At 58.2% G+C, this 15,237-nt stretch carries 16 protein-coding genes; 11 read left to right on the top strand and 5 right to left on the bottom strand.

Features of this window, described 5'->3' with window-relative positions; all coding sequences use genetic code 11:
- Positions 1–104: 104 nt before the first annotated feature.
- From urtE to JL015_RS24595, 8 genes are all read left to right on the top strand, one after another.
- Complete coding sequence (urtE, locus tag JL015_RS24630; protein WP_025262167.1) at positions 105–803, top strand: urea ABC transporter ATP-binding subunit UrtE; 699 nt, start codon at positions 105–107, stop codon at positions 801–803.
- Between the two features lie 48 nt (positions 804–851).
- The gene (locus tag JL015_RS24625) at positions 852–1,697 is read left to right on the top strand and encodes an urease accessory protein UreD (protein ID WP_201020332.1); all 846 of its coding nucleotides are present in this window, start codon (positions 852–854) and stop codon (positions 1,695–1,697) included.
- A gap of 86 nt (positions 1,698–1,783) precedes the next feature.
- Positions 1,784–2,086 carry an urease subunit gamma gene (ureA, locus tag JL015_RS24620; RefSeq protein WP_201005056.1) on the top strand — a complete coding sequence of 101 codons (303 nt, stop codon included), beginning with the start codon at positions 1,784–1,786 and terminating at the stop codon, positions 2,084–2,086.
- Positions 2,087–2,098: 12 nt separating this feature from the next.
- Positions 2,099–2,641 carry a GNAT family N-acetyltransferase gene (locus JL015_RS24615; protein ID WP_201020331.1) on the top strand — a complete coding sequence of 181 codons (543 nt, stop codon included), beginning with the start codon at positions 2,099–2,101 and terminating at the stop codon, positions 2,639–2,641.
- A 10-nt stretch (positions 2,642–2,651) separates the two neighbouring features.
- Positions 2,652–3,185 (top strand): GNAT family N-acetyltransferase, encoded by a 534-nt coding sequence (locus tag JL015_RS24610; RefSeq protein WP_201020330.1) that lies wholly within the window; start codon positions 2,652–2,654, stop codon positions 3,183–3,185.
- The gene (locus JL015_RS24605) at positions 3,182–3,490 is read left to right on the top strand and encodes an urease subunit beta (RefSeq protein ID WP_201005062.1); all 309 of its coding nucleotides are present in this window, start codon (positions 3,182–3,184) and stop codon (positions 3,488–3,490) included. Before JL015_RS24610 ends, JL015_RS24605 begins: the two co-directional genes overlap by 4 nt.
- Before the next feature lie 164 nt (positions 3,491–3,654).
- Complete coding sequence (gene ureC, locus JL015_RS24600; RefSeq protein WP_201005064.1) at positions 3,655–5,355, top strand: urease subunit alpha; 1,701 nt, start codon at positions 3,655–3,657, stop codon at positions 5,353–5,355.
- 234 nt (positions 5,356–5,589) lie between these two features.
- Positions 5,590–6,705 carry a sensor histidine kinase gene (locus tag JL015_RS24595; protein ID WP_201020329.1) on the top strand — a complete coding sequence of 372 codons (1,116 nt, stop codon included), beginning with the start codon at positions 5,590–5,592 and terminating at the stop codon, positions 6,703–6,705.
- 40 nt (positions 6,706–6,745) lie between these two features.
- Here the strand turns inward: JL015_RS24595 and cbpA are convergent, their stop codons facing one another.
- Together cbpA and JL015_RS24585 are read right to left on the bottom strand one after the other, a co-directional pair.
- Positions 6,746–7,696, bottom strand: coding sequence for a curved DNA-binding protein (cbpA, locus tag JL015_RS24590; protein ID WP_201020328.1), 951 nt, complete (start codon positions 7,694–7,696; stop codon positions 6,746–6,748).
- A gap of 133 nt (positions 7,697–7,829) precedes the next feature.
- Entirely contained in the window at positions 7,830–9,518 is a 1,689-nt protein-coding gene (locus tag JL015_RS24585; protein WP_201020327.1) for a DUF4153 domain-containing protein, read from the bottom strand.
- A gap of 176 nt (positions 9,519–9,694) precedes the next feature.
- Between JL015_RS24585 and JL015_RS24580 the strand changes: the two genes are divergently transcribed.
- Positions 9,695–10,960 carry an Hsp70 family protein gene (locus JL015_RS24580; RefSeq protein ID WP_201020326.1) on the top strand — a complete coding sequence of 422 codons (1,266 nt, stop codon included), beginning with the start codon at positions 9,695–9,697 and terminating at the stop codon, positions 10,958–10,960.
- Between the two features lie 105 nt (positions 10,961–11,065).
- Here JL015_RS24580 and JL015_RS24575 read toward each other — a convergent pair whose 3' ends face one another.
- Both JL015_RS24575 and JL015_RS24570 read right to left on the bottom strand, forming a co-directional pair.
- Positions 11,066–12,076 carry an AI-2E family transporter gene (locus JL015_RS24575; protein WP_201020325.1) on the bottom strand — a complete coding sequence of 337 codons (1,011 nt, stop codon included), beginning with the start codon at positions 12,074–12,076 and terminating at the stop codon, positions 11,066–11,068.
- Positions 12,077–12,264: 188 nt separating this feature from the next.
- Positions 12,265–12,555 (bottom strand): PsiF family protein, encoded by a 291-nt coding sequence (locus JL015_RS24570; RefSeq protein WP_201005076.1) that lies wholly within the window; start codon positions 12,553–12,555, stop codon positions 12,265–12,267.
- Between the two features lie 134 nt (positions 12,556–12,689).
- Here JL015_RS24570 and JL015_RS24565 point away from each other — a divergent pair, with 134 nt between their 5' ends.
- Positions 12,690–13,568: a DMT family transporter gene (locus JL015_RS24565; protein WP_201020324.1), complete on the top strand. Its 879-nt coding sequence runs from the start codon at positions 12,690–12,692 to the stop codon at positions 13,566–13,568.
- Here the strand turns inward: JL015_RS24565 and JL015_RS24560 are convergent.
- Complete coding sequence (locus JL015_RS24560; RefSeq protein ID WP_201020323.1) at positions 13,565–14,455, bottom strand: esterase/lipase family protein; 891 nt, start codon at positions 14,453–14,455, stop codon at positions 13,565–13,567. The two genes, JL015_RS24565 and JL015_RS24560, sit on opposite strands and share 4 nt — an antisense overlap.
- Before the next feature lie 176 nt (positions 14,456–14,631).
- Between JL015_RS24560 and osmE the strand changes: the two genes are divergently transcribed.
- Complete coding sequence (gene osmE, locus JL015_RS24555; protein ID WP_201005192.1) at positions 14,632–14,970, top strand: osmotically-inducible lipoprotein OsmE; 339 nt, start codon at positions 14,632–14,634, stop codon at positions 14,968–14,970.
- Positions 14,971–15,237 lie beyond the last annotated feature (267 nt).

Raw genomic sequence — 15,237 nt, 5'->3', positions numbered from 1 at the left:
TTGATTTTTCTTGGGGCTTGTAGCTTTCCGCTTGATGACTGCTTTTCTGCTTTTGATTTTTCTTGCGGCTTTTAGCTTGCCGCTTTCAGCTCCGAGGAACAAACATGCTGAACGTTAGCAAACTCCATCAATACTACGGCGGCAGTCACATTCTTCGCGGTCTGTCCTTTGACGTGAAAGTCGGCGAAGTCACCTGTCTGCTGGGACGTAACGGTGTCGGCAAGACCACGTTGCTCAAGGTATTGATGGGGTTGTTGCCGTCCAAAGAGGGTTCAGTCGAGTGGGAAGGCAAGCCCATCACCGGATTCAAGCCGCACCAGCGGGTGCATGCCGGTATTGCCTATGTGCCTCAGGGCCGGGAGATTTTCGGGCGGCTGACGGTCGAGGAAAATCTGCTGATGGGCCTGTCGCGCTTCCCCGGCTCCGAAGCCAAGGAAGTTCCGGCCTTTATCTACGAACTGTTCCCGGTGCTGCTGCAAATGAAACATCGACGTGGCGGCGACCTGTCCGGTGGTCAACAACAGCAATTGGCAATCGGCCGGGCACTGGCGAGTCGTCCTCGCCTGTTGATTCTCGATGAGCCCACCGAAGGCATTCAGCCATCGGTCATCAAGGAAATAGGCGCGGTCATCAAGAAACTGGCCGAGCGTGGCGACATGGCTATTCTGCTGGTGGAGCAGTTCTACGATTTCGCGGCAGAGCTGGCCGACCAGTATCTGGTGATGTCCCGTGGCGAAATCGTCCAGCAAGGCCGTGGCGAGAATATGGAAGCCGAAGGCGTTCGTGGTCTTGTCACCATTTGAGACGCCAATCCGTTAAGGTGCATGACTCGACAAAGCAATGAAGACACCATGAATCTGCCTGCCCACACCGCCCTGTTCACCCCCAGCTGGCACGCCGAGCTGGAACTGGGTTATGGACGTTTTGACGACAGCACGCGGCCGATCCAGCGACGCCATAAAGGACCGCTGCGAGTACAGAAACATCTGTATGCCGAAGGTCCGCAAGTCTGCCAGCACATCATTGTTCACCCGCCTGGCGGGATTGCGGGCGGTGACCGGCTGGATATCTCGGCCACTGTCGGCCCCCAGGCCTGGGCGCAACTGACCAGCCCCGGCGCAGCCAAATGGTATCGCGCCGCGAGCCCGGCCTATCAGCAACTGGACCTGCGCGTAGAACCCGGCGCTACGCTGGAGTGGCTGCCGCAGGAAACCATCGTGTTCAGCAAGGCCCGGGCCGAACTGACCACCCGTATCGAACTTCAAGGCGATGCCAGGCTGTGTTACTGGGACGTGGTGGCGCTGGGACGTCCGGCCAGTGGCGAGCGTTTCGAGCAGGGGCATTTTCAGTCGCATCTGGATATCCGTCGCGACGGCCAGTTGCTATGGCATGAGCGGCAGCGCATTGTCGGAGGCGACGGTTTGCTGGATTCGCCCATCGGCCTGGATGGCAAGACGGTGTTCGGGACCCTGCTGATTACCGGAGAAATAAACAGTGATCTGCTCGAAACCTGCCGCTTGCTCTCGCTGCCCAATCCGGTACGCGGCGACCTGACTCAATTGCCGGGGCTGGTGGTTGCCCGCTGTCTGGCGGATGAAGCACTGCATGCACGGGCCTGGCTGATCGAACTATGGAAACTGCTGCGCCCGGCCTTGTTGGGCCGCGAGGCGGTCACCCCCAGAATATGGAACACATGATTTTACGGTGTGTGCGTTTGTTCGCGAATGAGCGGAGCGCCGCCCGATTCGCTTCCACACCAGAACTTTAAGAAACGGAATACACCATGGATCTGAGTCCACGCGAAAAAGACAAACTGCTGATTTTCACTGCCGGCCTGGTTGCCGAACGCCGTCTGGCTCGCGGAGTGAAGCTCAACTACCCGGAAGCCATGGCCTATATCTCCGCAGCTCTGCTGGAAGGTGCCCGTGACGGGCAGACCGTGGCTGAGCTGATGCATTACGGCACCACGCTGCTGAGCCGCGACCAAGTGATGGAAGGCATCCCGGAAATGATCCCCGAGATCCAGGTGGAAGCCACCTTCCCGGACGGCACCAAGCTGGTCACCGTGCATCAACCGATTGCCTGAGCCAAGAGACTTATGAACGACCTGATTCGCGATGCACTGCCAGCCGATCTGCCGGGCATTCTCGCCATCTACAACGACGCGGTGCTCAACACCACGGCGATATGGAACGAACAGCCCGTAGACCTGGCCAATCGTCAGGCCTGGTTCGAGGCGCGCCAGACACAGGCCTATCCGATCCTGATCGCTGTCGACGATGCGGGTGAAGTACTGGGCTACTCGTCATTCGGCGACTGGCGCCCTTTCGAGGGCTTTCGTCACACGGTCGAGCATTCGGTCTATATACGCGCCGATCAGCGCGGCAAGGGGCTGGGGCCAAAGTTGATGGCCGCGCTGATAGAACGCGCCCGCCTTTGCGACAAGCACATCATGGTGGCGGCCATCGAAAGCGGTAACACGGCCTCCATCGCTCTGCATGAACGTCTGGGCTTCAAGACCACCGGGCAAATGCCTCAGGTCGGTACCAAGTTCGGGCGCTGGCTGGATCTGACTTTCATGCAACTGAATCTGTCGCCCGGCGCACAGGCACCGGCCTCCCAGGCTCCACAACCTCACTAGGGCATCCTCCATGAATCCTGCACAGTTACGTCGTGTAAACGCTGACAGCTTTGCGCATTACCGCCACGGGCTGGCCGAGCTGTTGCTCGATGCTGTACGCCACGGTGCTTCGGTAGGATTCATGGCCGACCTGGATACAGTGCAGGCCCTTGCCTGGTGTGATGGCCTGAAAACGGATATCTCCAGCGGCAACCTGCTGTTGTGGGTGGTGGTCCAGGAAGAACAGGTGCTGGCCAGCGCGCAATTGTCGCTGTGCCAGAAGCCCAACGGGCTCAATCGCGCTGAAGTGCAAAAACTCATGGTGCTGCAACAAGCCAGAGGTCGCGGCCTGGGCACACAGTTGATGGAGGCCGTCGAGCATGCCGCCGTCCAGCACAAGCGCGGCCTGTTGCATCTGGACACGGAGGCAGGCTCGCCTGCGGAAGCCTTCTACCGCGCCCTCGCCTACACCCGTGTCGGCGAACTGCCGGATTACTGCGCCACACCGGATGGCCGCTACATGCCAACCGCCATTTATTTCAAAACCTTGGGGCAACAGACATGATCCCTGGCCAATACCAGATTCAGCCCGGCGACATCGAACTCAACGCCGGACGCCGCACCATCAGCCTGACCGTCGCCAACAGCGGCGACCGCCCGATCCAGGTCGGCTCGCACTTTCATTTCTTCGAGACCAACGACGCCCTGACCTTCGACCGTGCCGCCAGCCGAGGCATGCGCCTGAACATCCCGGCCGGCACCGCCGTACGCTTCGAGCCGGGCCAGGCCCGGGAAGTAGAACTGGTGGACCTGGCTGGATTGAGGCGGGTTTTCGGGTTTGCGGGTCGCGTTATGGGAGACCTGGATTGAAATAACGCTTTCACCCAGAAACGGATTCCATGTAGGAGCCAACTCGTTGGCGAAGAGGCCAGCACTAGCTGCAAGCTTCAAGCTGCAAGATAAAAGCAGTCCGGCATCGAACAACTTATAGCTCGCAGCTTGAAGCTTGCAGCTCCAACCCCGAGACCCGAAAGATGAAAATAAGCCGACAAGCCTACGCCGACATGTTCGGCCCCACCGTTGGCGACAAGGTTCGCCTGGCCGATACCGAGCTGTGGATCGAGGTCGAAAAGGACTTCACCACCTACGGTGAGGAAGTGAAATTCGGCGGTGGCAAGGTCATTCGTGACGGCATGGGCCAGGGCCAGTTGCTGGCCGCTGAAGTGGTGGACACGCTGATCACCAACGCCCTGATCATCGATCACTGGGGCATCGTCAAGGCTGACGTCGGGCTCAAGAATGGCCGCATCGCCGCCATCGGCAAGGCGGGCAACCCGGATATTCAGCCGGACGTGACCATTGCCGTGGGCGCGGCGACCGAGGTGATTGCCGGTGAAGGCATGATCCTGACCGCTGGCGGCGTCGATACGCACATTCACTTCATCTGCCCGCAGCAGATCGAAGAAGCGTTGATGAGTGGCGTGACCACCATGATCGGCGGCGGCACCGGCCCGGCCACCGGCACCAATGCCACCACCGTCACACCCGGCCCGTGGCATATGGCGCGCATGCTCCAGGCCGCCGACTCGTTCCCGATGAACATTGGCCTGACCGGCAAAGGCAACGTCAGCGTTCCCGGCCCGTTGATCGAACAGGTCAAGGCCGGGGCCATCGGCCTGAAGCTGCACGAAGACTGGGGCACCACGCCCGCAGCCATCGACAACTGCCTGAGCGTGGCCGACGAATACGATGTGCAGGTCGCGATTCACACCGACACGCTCAACGAATCAGGTTTCGTCGAAACCACACTGGGAGCGTTCAAGAACCGCACCATCCACACCTATCACACAGAAGGTGCCGGTGGCGGCCATGCGCCGGACATCATCAAGGCCTGCGGCTCGCCCAACGTCCTGCCAAGCTCCACCAACCCGACACGGCCGTTCACCCGCAACACCATCGACGAGCACCTGGACATGTTGATGGTCTGCCATCACCTGGACCCAAGCATTGCCGAAGACGTGGCCTTCGCCGAAAGCCGCATCCGCCGGGAAACCATTGCCGCCGAAGACATCCTTCACGACCTGGGTGCGTTCTCGATGCTCAGTTCCGACAGCCAGGCCATGGGCCGTGTCGGTGAAGTGATCATGCGCACCTGGCAGACCGCCGACAAGATGAAGAAGCAGCGCGGCCCACTACCTGGGGATGGTCCAGGCAACGACAACTTCCGCGCCAAGCGCTACATCGCCAAATACACCATCAACCCGGCAATCACCCATGGCATCAGCCATGAAGTGGGCTCCATCGAAGTGGGCAAATGGGCGGATCTGGTGCTGTGGCGTCCGGCGTTCTTTGGCGTGAAACCGACGCTGATCCTCAAGGGCGGTGCCATCGCGGCCAGCCTGATGGGCGACGCCAACGCCTCTATTCCGACACCGCAACCCGTGCATTACCGCCCGATGTTTGCCAGCTATGGCAGCTCATTGCACGCCACCAGCCTGACCTTCATCAGCCAGGCAGCGTTCGACGCCGGCGTGCCAGAAGCCCTGGGCCTGAAGAAACAGATTGGTGTGGTCAAGGGTTGCCGCAGTGTTCAGAAGAAAGACCTGATTCACAACGACTACCTGCCCGACATCGATGTCGATCCACAAACCTATCAGGTCAAGGCCGACGGCGTATTGCTGTGGTGTGAACCGGCGGATGTGCTGCCGATGGCGCAGCGGTATTTCCTGTTCTGACCCGACGAGGGCCTTCCTGCGGGAAGGCCCTTTGGGTTTTCAGCCGCGCCGGGGTAGGCTATCGGAAGCCTATACTCGCCCTTTGCGATCAAGCCGGTCACTTTCAACATATTGAAGTGACTCTCAAAAAGTTGACTTAAGAGACAAATAACGTCAAACGGCTGTTTGTCGGACAAAGCAAAGACGATAATATGCCCGACACCTCCTCATTACCCCGAAGCAAGGTAACCGGCAATGCGCCTATCCGAATTCATCGTCGCTCATGTGGATCGCATCGTCGATGAATGGGAAGACTTCGCCAAGACCCTGACTCCTGCGGCTGACTCCATGAGCCGTGTCGAACTGCGCGACCATGCCAAGTCGATTCTGCTGGCCGCTGCACGGGACATGGATGCTGCCAGGAGCAAACAGGCCGCCAGAGTTCCGGGCACTGTACTGAACCTGGATGAAGCAGCCGCCAGCCATGGCGAGCTTCGGCATACCGTGGGCTTCGATCTGGTGCAGATGACTTCCGAGTTTCGCCATTTGCGCTCCAGCGTCACTCGCTTGTGGACCGAAAGCCTGGAGACACCGGCACAAGCCTCTTTTGAGGACATGATCAGCTTCAACGAAGTCATCGACGAAGCACTGGCCGAATCCACCGCCGCGTACGTCGAGCAGGTAACCCGCTCGCGGGATATGTTTCTGGCCATTCTCGGCCATGACCTGCGTGCGCCGTTACAGGCCGTGAGCATGTCTACAGACATGTTGATGCGCAAGACAGAGCAGAATGAAAAGACGCTCTCCTATATTTCCCAGATCAAAAGCAGCACTCGGCACATGGGCGCCATGGTCGGGGACCTGCTGGAATTCGTGCGCAGCCGACTCGGCGCCAGCCTGCCGGTGGAGCGCAAGCCCATGGACCTGGCCGCTGCATGCCGCGAAGCCATCGAAGAAGCCTGTGCCGGTCAGCCAGCCAGCACACCGACCCTGAAAGTGGCGGGCAATACCCGAGGCGAGTGGGACAGCGCCAGGATTGGCCAACTGCTACAGAACCTGATCGGCAATGCGTTGCAGCACGGCACCTCGAGCAACGAAGTCAGCGTCAAGGTCACTGGCTGGGAGGACAATGTGGAACTGATCGTCCACAACGATGGCGAGCCCATTGCGGAGGACGCCATCGGCACGATTTTCGACCCGATGGTACGCAGCGTGAACCCTGACGCCGAAACCCACAACCCATCGACCAGCCTTGGTCTGGGCTTGTTCATCGTCAAGGAAGTGGTCAATGCCCATGCCGGCAGCATTACGGTGACATCGACCATCGGCGATGGAACCACGTTTACCGTGGTCCTGCCGCGCACGGCTTGAACCTGCAGGTGGCCGGTCTGTCGACCACCTGACTCATGGCTCAATTACCCCACTGGCTCCGTGGATCAAAGGCAGACTTGTCAGCCAGCTTTTGCCAGAGGGTCTTGGTGGCATCATCGATCGTTCTGGGCATGACGATCTTGAGCTGAGCGTACAGGTCGCCACGCTCGCCTTTCTTGTCCAGCAAGCCATTGCCCTTGATACGCAGACGCTGACCGTTCTGGCTTTCCGGACGAATGGTCAGGTTGATCTTGCCGGTCAGGGTCGGCACAGCGACCTTGGCACCCAGCGCAGCCTCCCATGGAGCCAGCGGCACGGTGATGATCAGGTCATGATTCTCGACCTCGAACATCGGATGCGGTGCCAGGCGGATGATCAGGTACAGATCGCCATTCTCGCCACCTGCAACACCCGGCGCGCCCTGACCCTTGAGGCGGATACGCTCGCCATCCACGACCCCGGCAGGAATCTTCACGTTCAGGGTCTTGGTGATGTCAGCCATGCGTTGCCCGTTGGGGCTGTGCTGCGGAACCTTGAAACTGACCTGCTTGGATTCACCTGACAGGGTTTCTTCCAGGAAGATCGCCAGTTCCATTTCCACGTCCTGCCCCTTGCGGCCCTGGTTACGGGTACGACCGCCCTGCTGCTGAGCCCGACCACCGAAGATCGAACTGAAGAACTCGGAGAAGTCCGTGGTATCCCCACCAAAACCACCGGCGCCAGCGCCTGCACGGCTCTGCCAGCCAGGTGGCGGCTGGAAAGGCCGCCCCTGACGCCCGTACTTGCGCAGCTCGTCATACTCGGCACGCTTGTCCGGGCTGCTCAGGACTTCATAAGCCTCGGACGCTTCCTTGAACTTGTCTTCCGCGCCGGCTTCTCTGCTGACGTCCGGATGATACTTGCGCGCAAGCTTGCGATAGGCCGCCTTGAGCGCCTTGTCGTCGACCGTCGGCTCAACGCCGAGAATCTTGTAATAATCTTTGAAATCCATCTAACGATCACCCATCCCCAATATGCCCAGCCGCACCATACGTAACTATCTACCCTGTCATGGGGCGGTGCCTGGAAAACTCAAGTCGCAGAGTGTATCCGTAAACGGTCGCAATGGATGACAACGCCATAGCCTATTGATGGGCTGACGTGTGATCTCTCTCTATATTCGGGGTATACAACTGCCCGTCGATATCCAGATTTCGATAACGCGGCTCGACGAGCCTTACCTTACCCGCCCGGATCATATCGGCCAGTTCCTTGCCGGTATGAAACGAGCCATCCATTCTCCCGATCTCTTCCCACTGGCCATCTGCATTGCGTTTGAAGATATACATCCACGCCTGAGTCGAAGCAAAAAACTGCACCACTTCGTTCTGACCGTCACCATCCAGATCGATAACCCACATAACGCATTGCAACTTATTGCAATTGAGACTCCCCAGCCTGGGATTGGCGAATTGTTCATGACCATCCACTGGCTCGCCGATCCAGATCCGGTTCTGATCTGGTACAGGGATCGCCCTGTAGCGTTTCGTAGAGGTTTCCAATGCGTCATACATCCGCGTCTTGAGGACTTCACGGGCATTGGCGTCCATGTTCTGCGGGAGCTGGTCCAGGTCCGCCATCAGACGGTTAAATGCCCGCAGCCCCGGTTTACCCAAAGAGTTGCGCAGGGAATAGGCATCGAAAATGGCAGGCGATGTCGTTCCATCCATCAACCGTTGTATCTGATTACGAGCGCTCAACTCTTCCGGGTTCCACCAAGGCGTGTGAGTCGAAACCACCACTACGCACGCCAGCAAGGCCAGCCAGGGATTGGTTGCTCGTAGATTGCCCAGCCAGTCAGCGCCTGATCTCAAGACCGCCCACAGCGCAGCCAGACTGTATAGAACGGCGATCACCACTGACAACAGACCGATGACGCGCGATGGAGACAGCCCGTATTGCTCGATACGCAGCCAGGTTGAATAAGCCGCCAACACTGCCAGCACCGGCAATAGCAGCAGGCTGGCGTTTATCATCCACTTGAGCCCCTGTGGATAAGCCTGTGGCTGGCTGCCATCCTGAAACACGCCGTTGACCAGAAACAGATTCGCAGCCACCAGAGACAGCAGGATCGTAGTGGCGCGGCCAGTCTCCCAGATTGACTCCAGCCCGGTAAACGGCAGTGCCAGAGAGAAAAACACCACGATCAACGCCGTCAGCGGTGCCAGAAAACGGCACAGACTCAGCAGAACACCCCGCAGCATGCTGATGACTTTGTCGTTCTCACGCCCTATGCGTATGCCCAAGGAGAACACCATGCACAGACTGACAATATTGAAGTTCCGGGTCTTGATCACCTCTTTGAGTGCGCCGATGCCAATCATCTGGAACAGACTCGCGCATAGCTGCAACAGTGACCAGAACAGTCCTGTCAGCAACAGAGCCAGCAGCAGGATGAGGCCACTGTTCCAGGCGTGCTGAAACAGCACCCGATAAGGCAGCCGTAGCCTCTCGCCTGATGGCCAGCTGAGGATGAAGGCCGAACAGATATAACCCACGATGAGTGAGCCAAAGATCCAGTGCTCGTCCCAGGATCTCAACGACCTGTGCATGGCCCATTCAGTAATGGCGGCCAGTATCAAAGCCAGCAACCCGGCCCCGATCCAGGCACCACGCTGCCTGAAATGGTTACCCAGCAATTGCAGGTTGACCCCGAAAACCAGAGCAGCCACGACAACAGAATTCCTTTCAAACTCCCAGGAGAACACCATCACGACGGCCTGCAAAAAGCCGACGGAAAGGTAAAACGGGAGGGTTCCCTTGAGTACGGGCATTCAACTTCCTTATTGAAAACGAGAGCCTGGGCCTCAACCACAAACCATGCAGAAACCAGAGGGCGGCGGGATCATGTCACGTAAAATGCTGTAACTCCATTCGCCTGACAGCACTACGCAATCACGATGCACTGACATACACTGCGCGGCCGTTTTTTGACTGGAACGTAAAAGACATGAATGACCAATCCCCGGCCCGTGCCTGCGGCATCGATTTCGGCACGTCCAACTCCACTGTCGGCTGGCAAAGACCAGGCGTGGAATCGTTGATTGCGCTGGAGGACGACAAGATCACTCTGCCGTCAGTGGTGTTCTTCAACATGGAAGAGCGCCGCCCGGTGTATGGCCGCCTGGCGCTGCACGAGTATCTGGAAGGCTACGAAGGCCGCCTGATGCGCTCGCTCAAGAGCCTGCTGGGTTCCAAGCTGATCAAACACGACACCAGCGTGCTGGGCACGGCCATGCCATTCAAGGATTTGCTGGGGCTGTTCATCGGCGAGCTGAAAAAGCGTGCAGAGCGCACCGCTGGCCGGGAGTTCGAGCAGGTTGTGCTGGGCCGTCCTGTGCATTTCGTCGATGACGACGCGCAAGCGGACCAGGAAGCCGAAGACACCCTGGCCGAAGTCGCTCGCAAGATCGGCTTCAAGGACGTGTCATTCCAGTACGAACCCATCGCCGCAGCCTTCGACTATGAGTCGAGCATCAATAGCGAAGAGCTGGTGCTGATCGTCGACATCGGCGGTGGTACTTCGGACTTCTCGTTGGTGCGCCTGTCACCGGAGCGACGTACCCACAACGACCGTCATGAAGACATCCTGGCCACGGGCGGCGTGCATATCGGCGGGACCGACTTCGACAAACAACTGAGCCTGCAAGGCGTGATGCCGCTGTTCGGTTATGGCAGCCGCATGAAAAGCGGTGCCTACATGCCTACCAGTCATCACATGAACCTGGCGACCTGGCACACCATCAACGCCGTGTACTCGCAGAAATCCCAGTTGGCGCTGGGCAGCATGCGCTACGACATCGAAGATACCGGTGGTATCGACCGCCTGTTCAAACTGATCGAGCAACGCGCCGGGCACTGGCTGGCAATGGAAGTGGAAGAAACCAAGATCCAGCTGACCAACGCCGAAAGCCGCCATGTTCCCATGGATCGTATCGAAAGCGGCCTGAGCGTGGATTTGAGCCGGGCAATGTTCGAGTCAGCCATCGATGCCCAGCTTGAGCGCGTGCGTGACAGCGTGAGCAAACTGTTGAGCGATGCAGGCGTGGGTGTCGAGCAAGTGAACACGGTGTTCTTCACCGGTGGTTCAAGCGGCATTCCGGCCCTGCGCAACAGCGTGTCTGCAATGCTGCCCAATGCCCGCCATGTGGAAGGCAATATCTTCGGCAGTATTGGTAGCGGCCTGGCGATCGAAGCGAAGAAAAGGTATGGGTGAGGGGTGAGCTGCAAGTTGTAAGCTTCAAGCTGCAAGAAAAAGCAGACGGTATACGCGCTGTGCTTTTACTTGCCGCTTAAAGCTTGCAGCTTGAAACTTCCCCTCCTACACCAACCCTTCCTTCTGCAACTCGCTCTTGAGATACGCATAGTAGATCGGCCCGGCCACCACGCCCGGCAGGCCGAAGGCTGCCTCGAAGAGAAGCATGGCCAGCAGCAGCTCCCACGACTTGGCATTGATCTGCCCGCCGACGATCCGCGCATTGAGGAAGTATTCGACCTTGTGGATCACGATCAGGTAGGTCAGCGCCGCGAAGGCCACCCAGATCGACACCGACATCCCGACGATGAAGATCAGGGTGTTGGACATCAGGTTACCCACTACCGGCAGCAGGCCGAGCAGGAAGGTCATGATGATCAGGGTCTTGGTCAATGGCAGGTGAATGCCCCACAACGGCAGGACAATCGCCAGGAATACCGACGTAAAGGCGGTGTTGAGCAGCGAGATCTTGATCTGGGCAAAGACAATATTGCGGAAGGCACGGCTCAACAGGCTCAGCCGGTCGAACAGCGCAGCAGCCAGTGGCTTGCGGGTATGAACGTCCGAGATTCGCTGCAAGGCGATGATCGCGCCCAGCACCATGCCGATCAGCATGGTCACGAACATGTGGGCCGCGCCCTTGCCGATCATCTGCAACTCACCGATATGCTTTTGCAGCCATTGGCCCAGGGACACCTGAAACTCGGCTGCACTGGCCGGCAGGTAGGCATCAATGAAAGGCGGTAACTGCCCACGGGCGCGGTCCACCAGAACCATGAACTTGTCCAGTGACGCGCCGGGATTCTCGGCCTCATGCAATACAAAACTGATGGCACCGGCGAAAATCAGCGTCAGCAGACTGACAATGATGGTCCCCAGCAAGGCCACGGCAAGCCATCGGGCACGCTCACCGGAAATCAGGCGTTGCAGTCTTGGGGTCAGCATGTTGACCAATTCGTAGACCAGCAGACCTGCCAACAGACTTGGCAACAGCTTGAAAGGTAAAATCAGCAGCAAACCGCCAAAAACCAGAATCCAGCTGGCCAATAACACCTGACGCAAAGAAAACGTTGGCATAAAGCCTCAACGGGCGGCCCAAAGAAGACGGCAGTCTGCCAGCGTTCAGAGCCGAGGACCAGTGATCCGAAGGTCAGAACAGCAATAGCACGCGCCTCGGCTCAATAGCTGCGGTGCGAATCAGGCCCAAGCGCTTTATTTCCCGCACCTGGGCCAATATTCAGGCCAGTGAGCCCATCACCGGAAAATTATTTCTTCTTGAGACAATCACTCATGAAGCTCTTGCGAGCATCGCCCTTGAGAGCTTGAGTGGTAGCGGTCGCATTGCAGGTCTTCATTTTTTCCTGCTGGGTTTGCGCCGGAGCCGGTGCAGCCTTCAGGCATGTGCTCATGAATGCCTTACGTTCATCGCCCTTGAGCGACTTGGCAGTGGCATCCGCGTTACAGGAGGTCATCTTGTTCTGCTGCGCCGTGGCAGCAAAGCCTTGGGCGGATACCATCAGACCAACGAGCAACAAAGAAATACCGAGCGTCTTCATCAGGTCAACTCTCCAGAACGACCGTACCGATCAGCGCGGTCTCAAAAGAGTGTAGTCAAAGATGTTGCGATATATGTCGAGCCAAGACACCTTGTCAGGCGGATAATCACCTCTCGCTTTTTATCGGTTACCTCATGCAATACGCATTTCCTCTGCTGACCATCCTGATCTGGGCAGCCAATACCGTCATTACCAAGGCTGCATCGGAAGTGATCTTCCCCGCCGAGATCGGTTTCTATCGCTGGCTACTGGCAGGCCTCCTGTTCACGCCGTTCATGCTCAGACCGGTGTGGAAGAACCGGGCGCTCATCAAACCGGTGCTGGGCAAGATCGTCGTATTGGGCGTGCTGGGCATGGCGGTGTACCAGAGCCTGGCGTATTTCGCCGCCAGCATGACCACGGCCACCAACATGGGAATCATTCAATCCCTGGTGCCCATGATGGCGCTGGGGCTTTCAATTGCCTGCCTGGGTAATCGACTGACTTTCGGCGCCTTGTTCGGGGCCGTATTGTCTTTTGCCGGTGTAGTCGTGGTGGTGTCGGCCGGCAATCTGACCGGGCTCATCGAGCAGGGCATCAATCGTGGGGATGCGATGGTTCTGGTCGCGGCAGCAGCCTATGCCGTCTACAGCACCCTGCTGAAAAAGTGGCAGTTGTGTCTGCCGCCCTTGCAGTTGCTGTACCTGCAAATACTGATTGCGATCATTGTGCTGTTTCCGCTGTTCATTCTCTCGCCCCGGACAGGCCTGAACATGAGCAACATCCCCATGGTCCTGTATGCGGCCATTCCGACTTCGATGCTCGCGCCATGGTTGTGGATGACCGCCATCATGCGTCTGGGACCAAGCCGCACAACGCTGTTCTTCAACCTGATGCCCATTGCGACTGCCCTGATCGCGGCAGCCTTTCTGGGCGAGCAACTGGCGCTTTATCACCTGGCCGGTGGAGCATTGACCTTGTGCGGAGTCATCCTGGCAGAGCGCTGGAAAACCCCGATGCGGCAGACCGCTTAAAGCCCTGCGGCCTTGAGACGTGCCGCATGGTCAAGGAAGAGCTTTACGGGGTTCGCGCCCTTGCCCACAAGGCCAAAGGTCTGGTTGACGATATCGAAGTGATCGAGCGGGAAGTCATCGCCGATCACAGTCCCCAGATGCGAGCTGAAACGCCCGACCATGCCGTCGCACTGGCCTTTTTCCTTGACGAAGGTGCGGGCGAAAATACGACAGGTCACGTTGGTCCCGTCGATCAGGTTACGTCCTCGATTGGTAATCCCCGGCTTCAGAATCCCGGACCAGGAGTAATAGCGCACGCCATTGACCAGTTCCTCGCCCTGCCCGCCCCAGGTTTGCGGCAACCCTTGAGGGTACTGCCTGTTAAACAGCGCAACCCCGGTCGTGGTCAGCGACTGGTGGGAAGCCGAGATATTCATCGGCAACTTGGGTCCGCGATACCCGGTCTCAAACGTCGTGATCGTCCAGGACAGCAAACCGATCACCGCATTGACGACACGCCCACCCGCACTGCCAACCGGAAAAGTACGCTCCAGATAATCCGCCAGCTCTGAGCCCTGATTGGGACCGGCCACTGACGTCACCGAGGCCACCAGATCAGGACGTTTGGCGGCGACATAACGAACAGTCAACGCGCCCTGGCTATGGCCGATCAGGTTGACCTTGGCTGCGCCGGTTTCGCGGACGGTCTTCTCAATGATCTTGAGCAGTTGCTCTCCCCGTATCTCGGTTGAGTTGACCCCGGAAACCATCACCGGAATCACCGTCGCCCCACCCCGCTCCAGTGCCTTGATGATGCCGAACCAATAGGGATAAACCAGCAAACGCACAAACCCCAAGAGACCGGGCACCAGCAATAACGGATATCGCGTAGCTTGTTCTTGCGCCATGTGTCCTCTCCGACGTTAGCCAATAGCTAGAACCTTAGCGGTGTTTGGCAGCAAGACAGATATATATGACAAACACGTGTACTGCCTTATTGCCATCCATTATCGAACTCTCACGCACCTTCCCCTCTCCAAAGCACATCGGGCCAAGACCGGCTCTGTCATGCGGAGAGACAATGATGTACAAGAAAATCCTGGCGGCTACCTGTGTATTGGGGACATTGGCGGGTTGCGGTACGGCAACCGTACAGAATCCGGTGGACTTCGTGACCTATCGCAACGAGCCACTGGTCAAGCAAGTCGAAAACGGCATGACTCGACAGCAAGTGCTGACCATCGGCGGCGAGCCTTCGTCCACAGTGGACCGCAAGGTCAGCCCAGGAACCTGCAATAACTACGTGATGACCAAAGATGGCCACAAACAGGTCTACCACGTCAGCTTCAACGGCGACGGCCGTGTTACCAACAAAGGCTTCATGACCTGCGAACAGCGCGAAGCGAACGAACGCGCCCTGTAAGGCTGATGCCGAACAGTTAAGGTCATAACTCACTTTGTGGGAGGCAGCCTGGCGACTTCAGCGTACCGACGCAGAATATCTGCCGGTTTTCAGGCCTTTTTCGCCAGCAAGCTGCTTCCTACAAGTATCTCGTTGCATCAAGCACCGGGCTTTTCACCACTCCCAGTCTCTTTCCATGAACTCGGCTGTGGGTGGCAGGACCGAGTGCAGGAATTGCAGGAATTGCTCGAAAAGGTCCTTGTTGGGGAAGCGGGCGACAAACCCTGT

Source organism: Pseudomonas cichorii, assembly GCF_015471405.1.
In the GTDB taxonomy this organism is placed as follows: Bacteria; Pseudomonadota; Gammaproteobacteria; order Pseudomonadales; family Pseudomonadaceae; genus Aquipseudomonas; species Aquipseudomonas serbiensis.
This window is presented reverse-complemented; position numbering and strand designations above follow the sequence as displayed.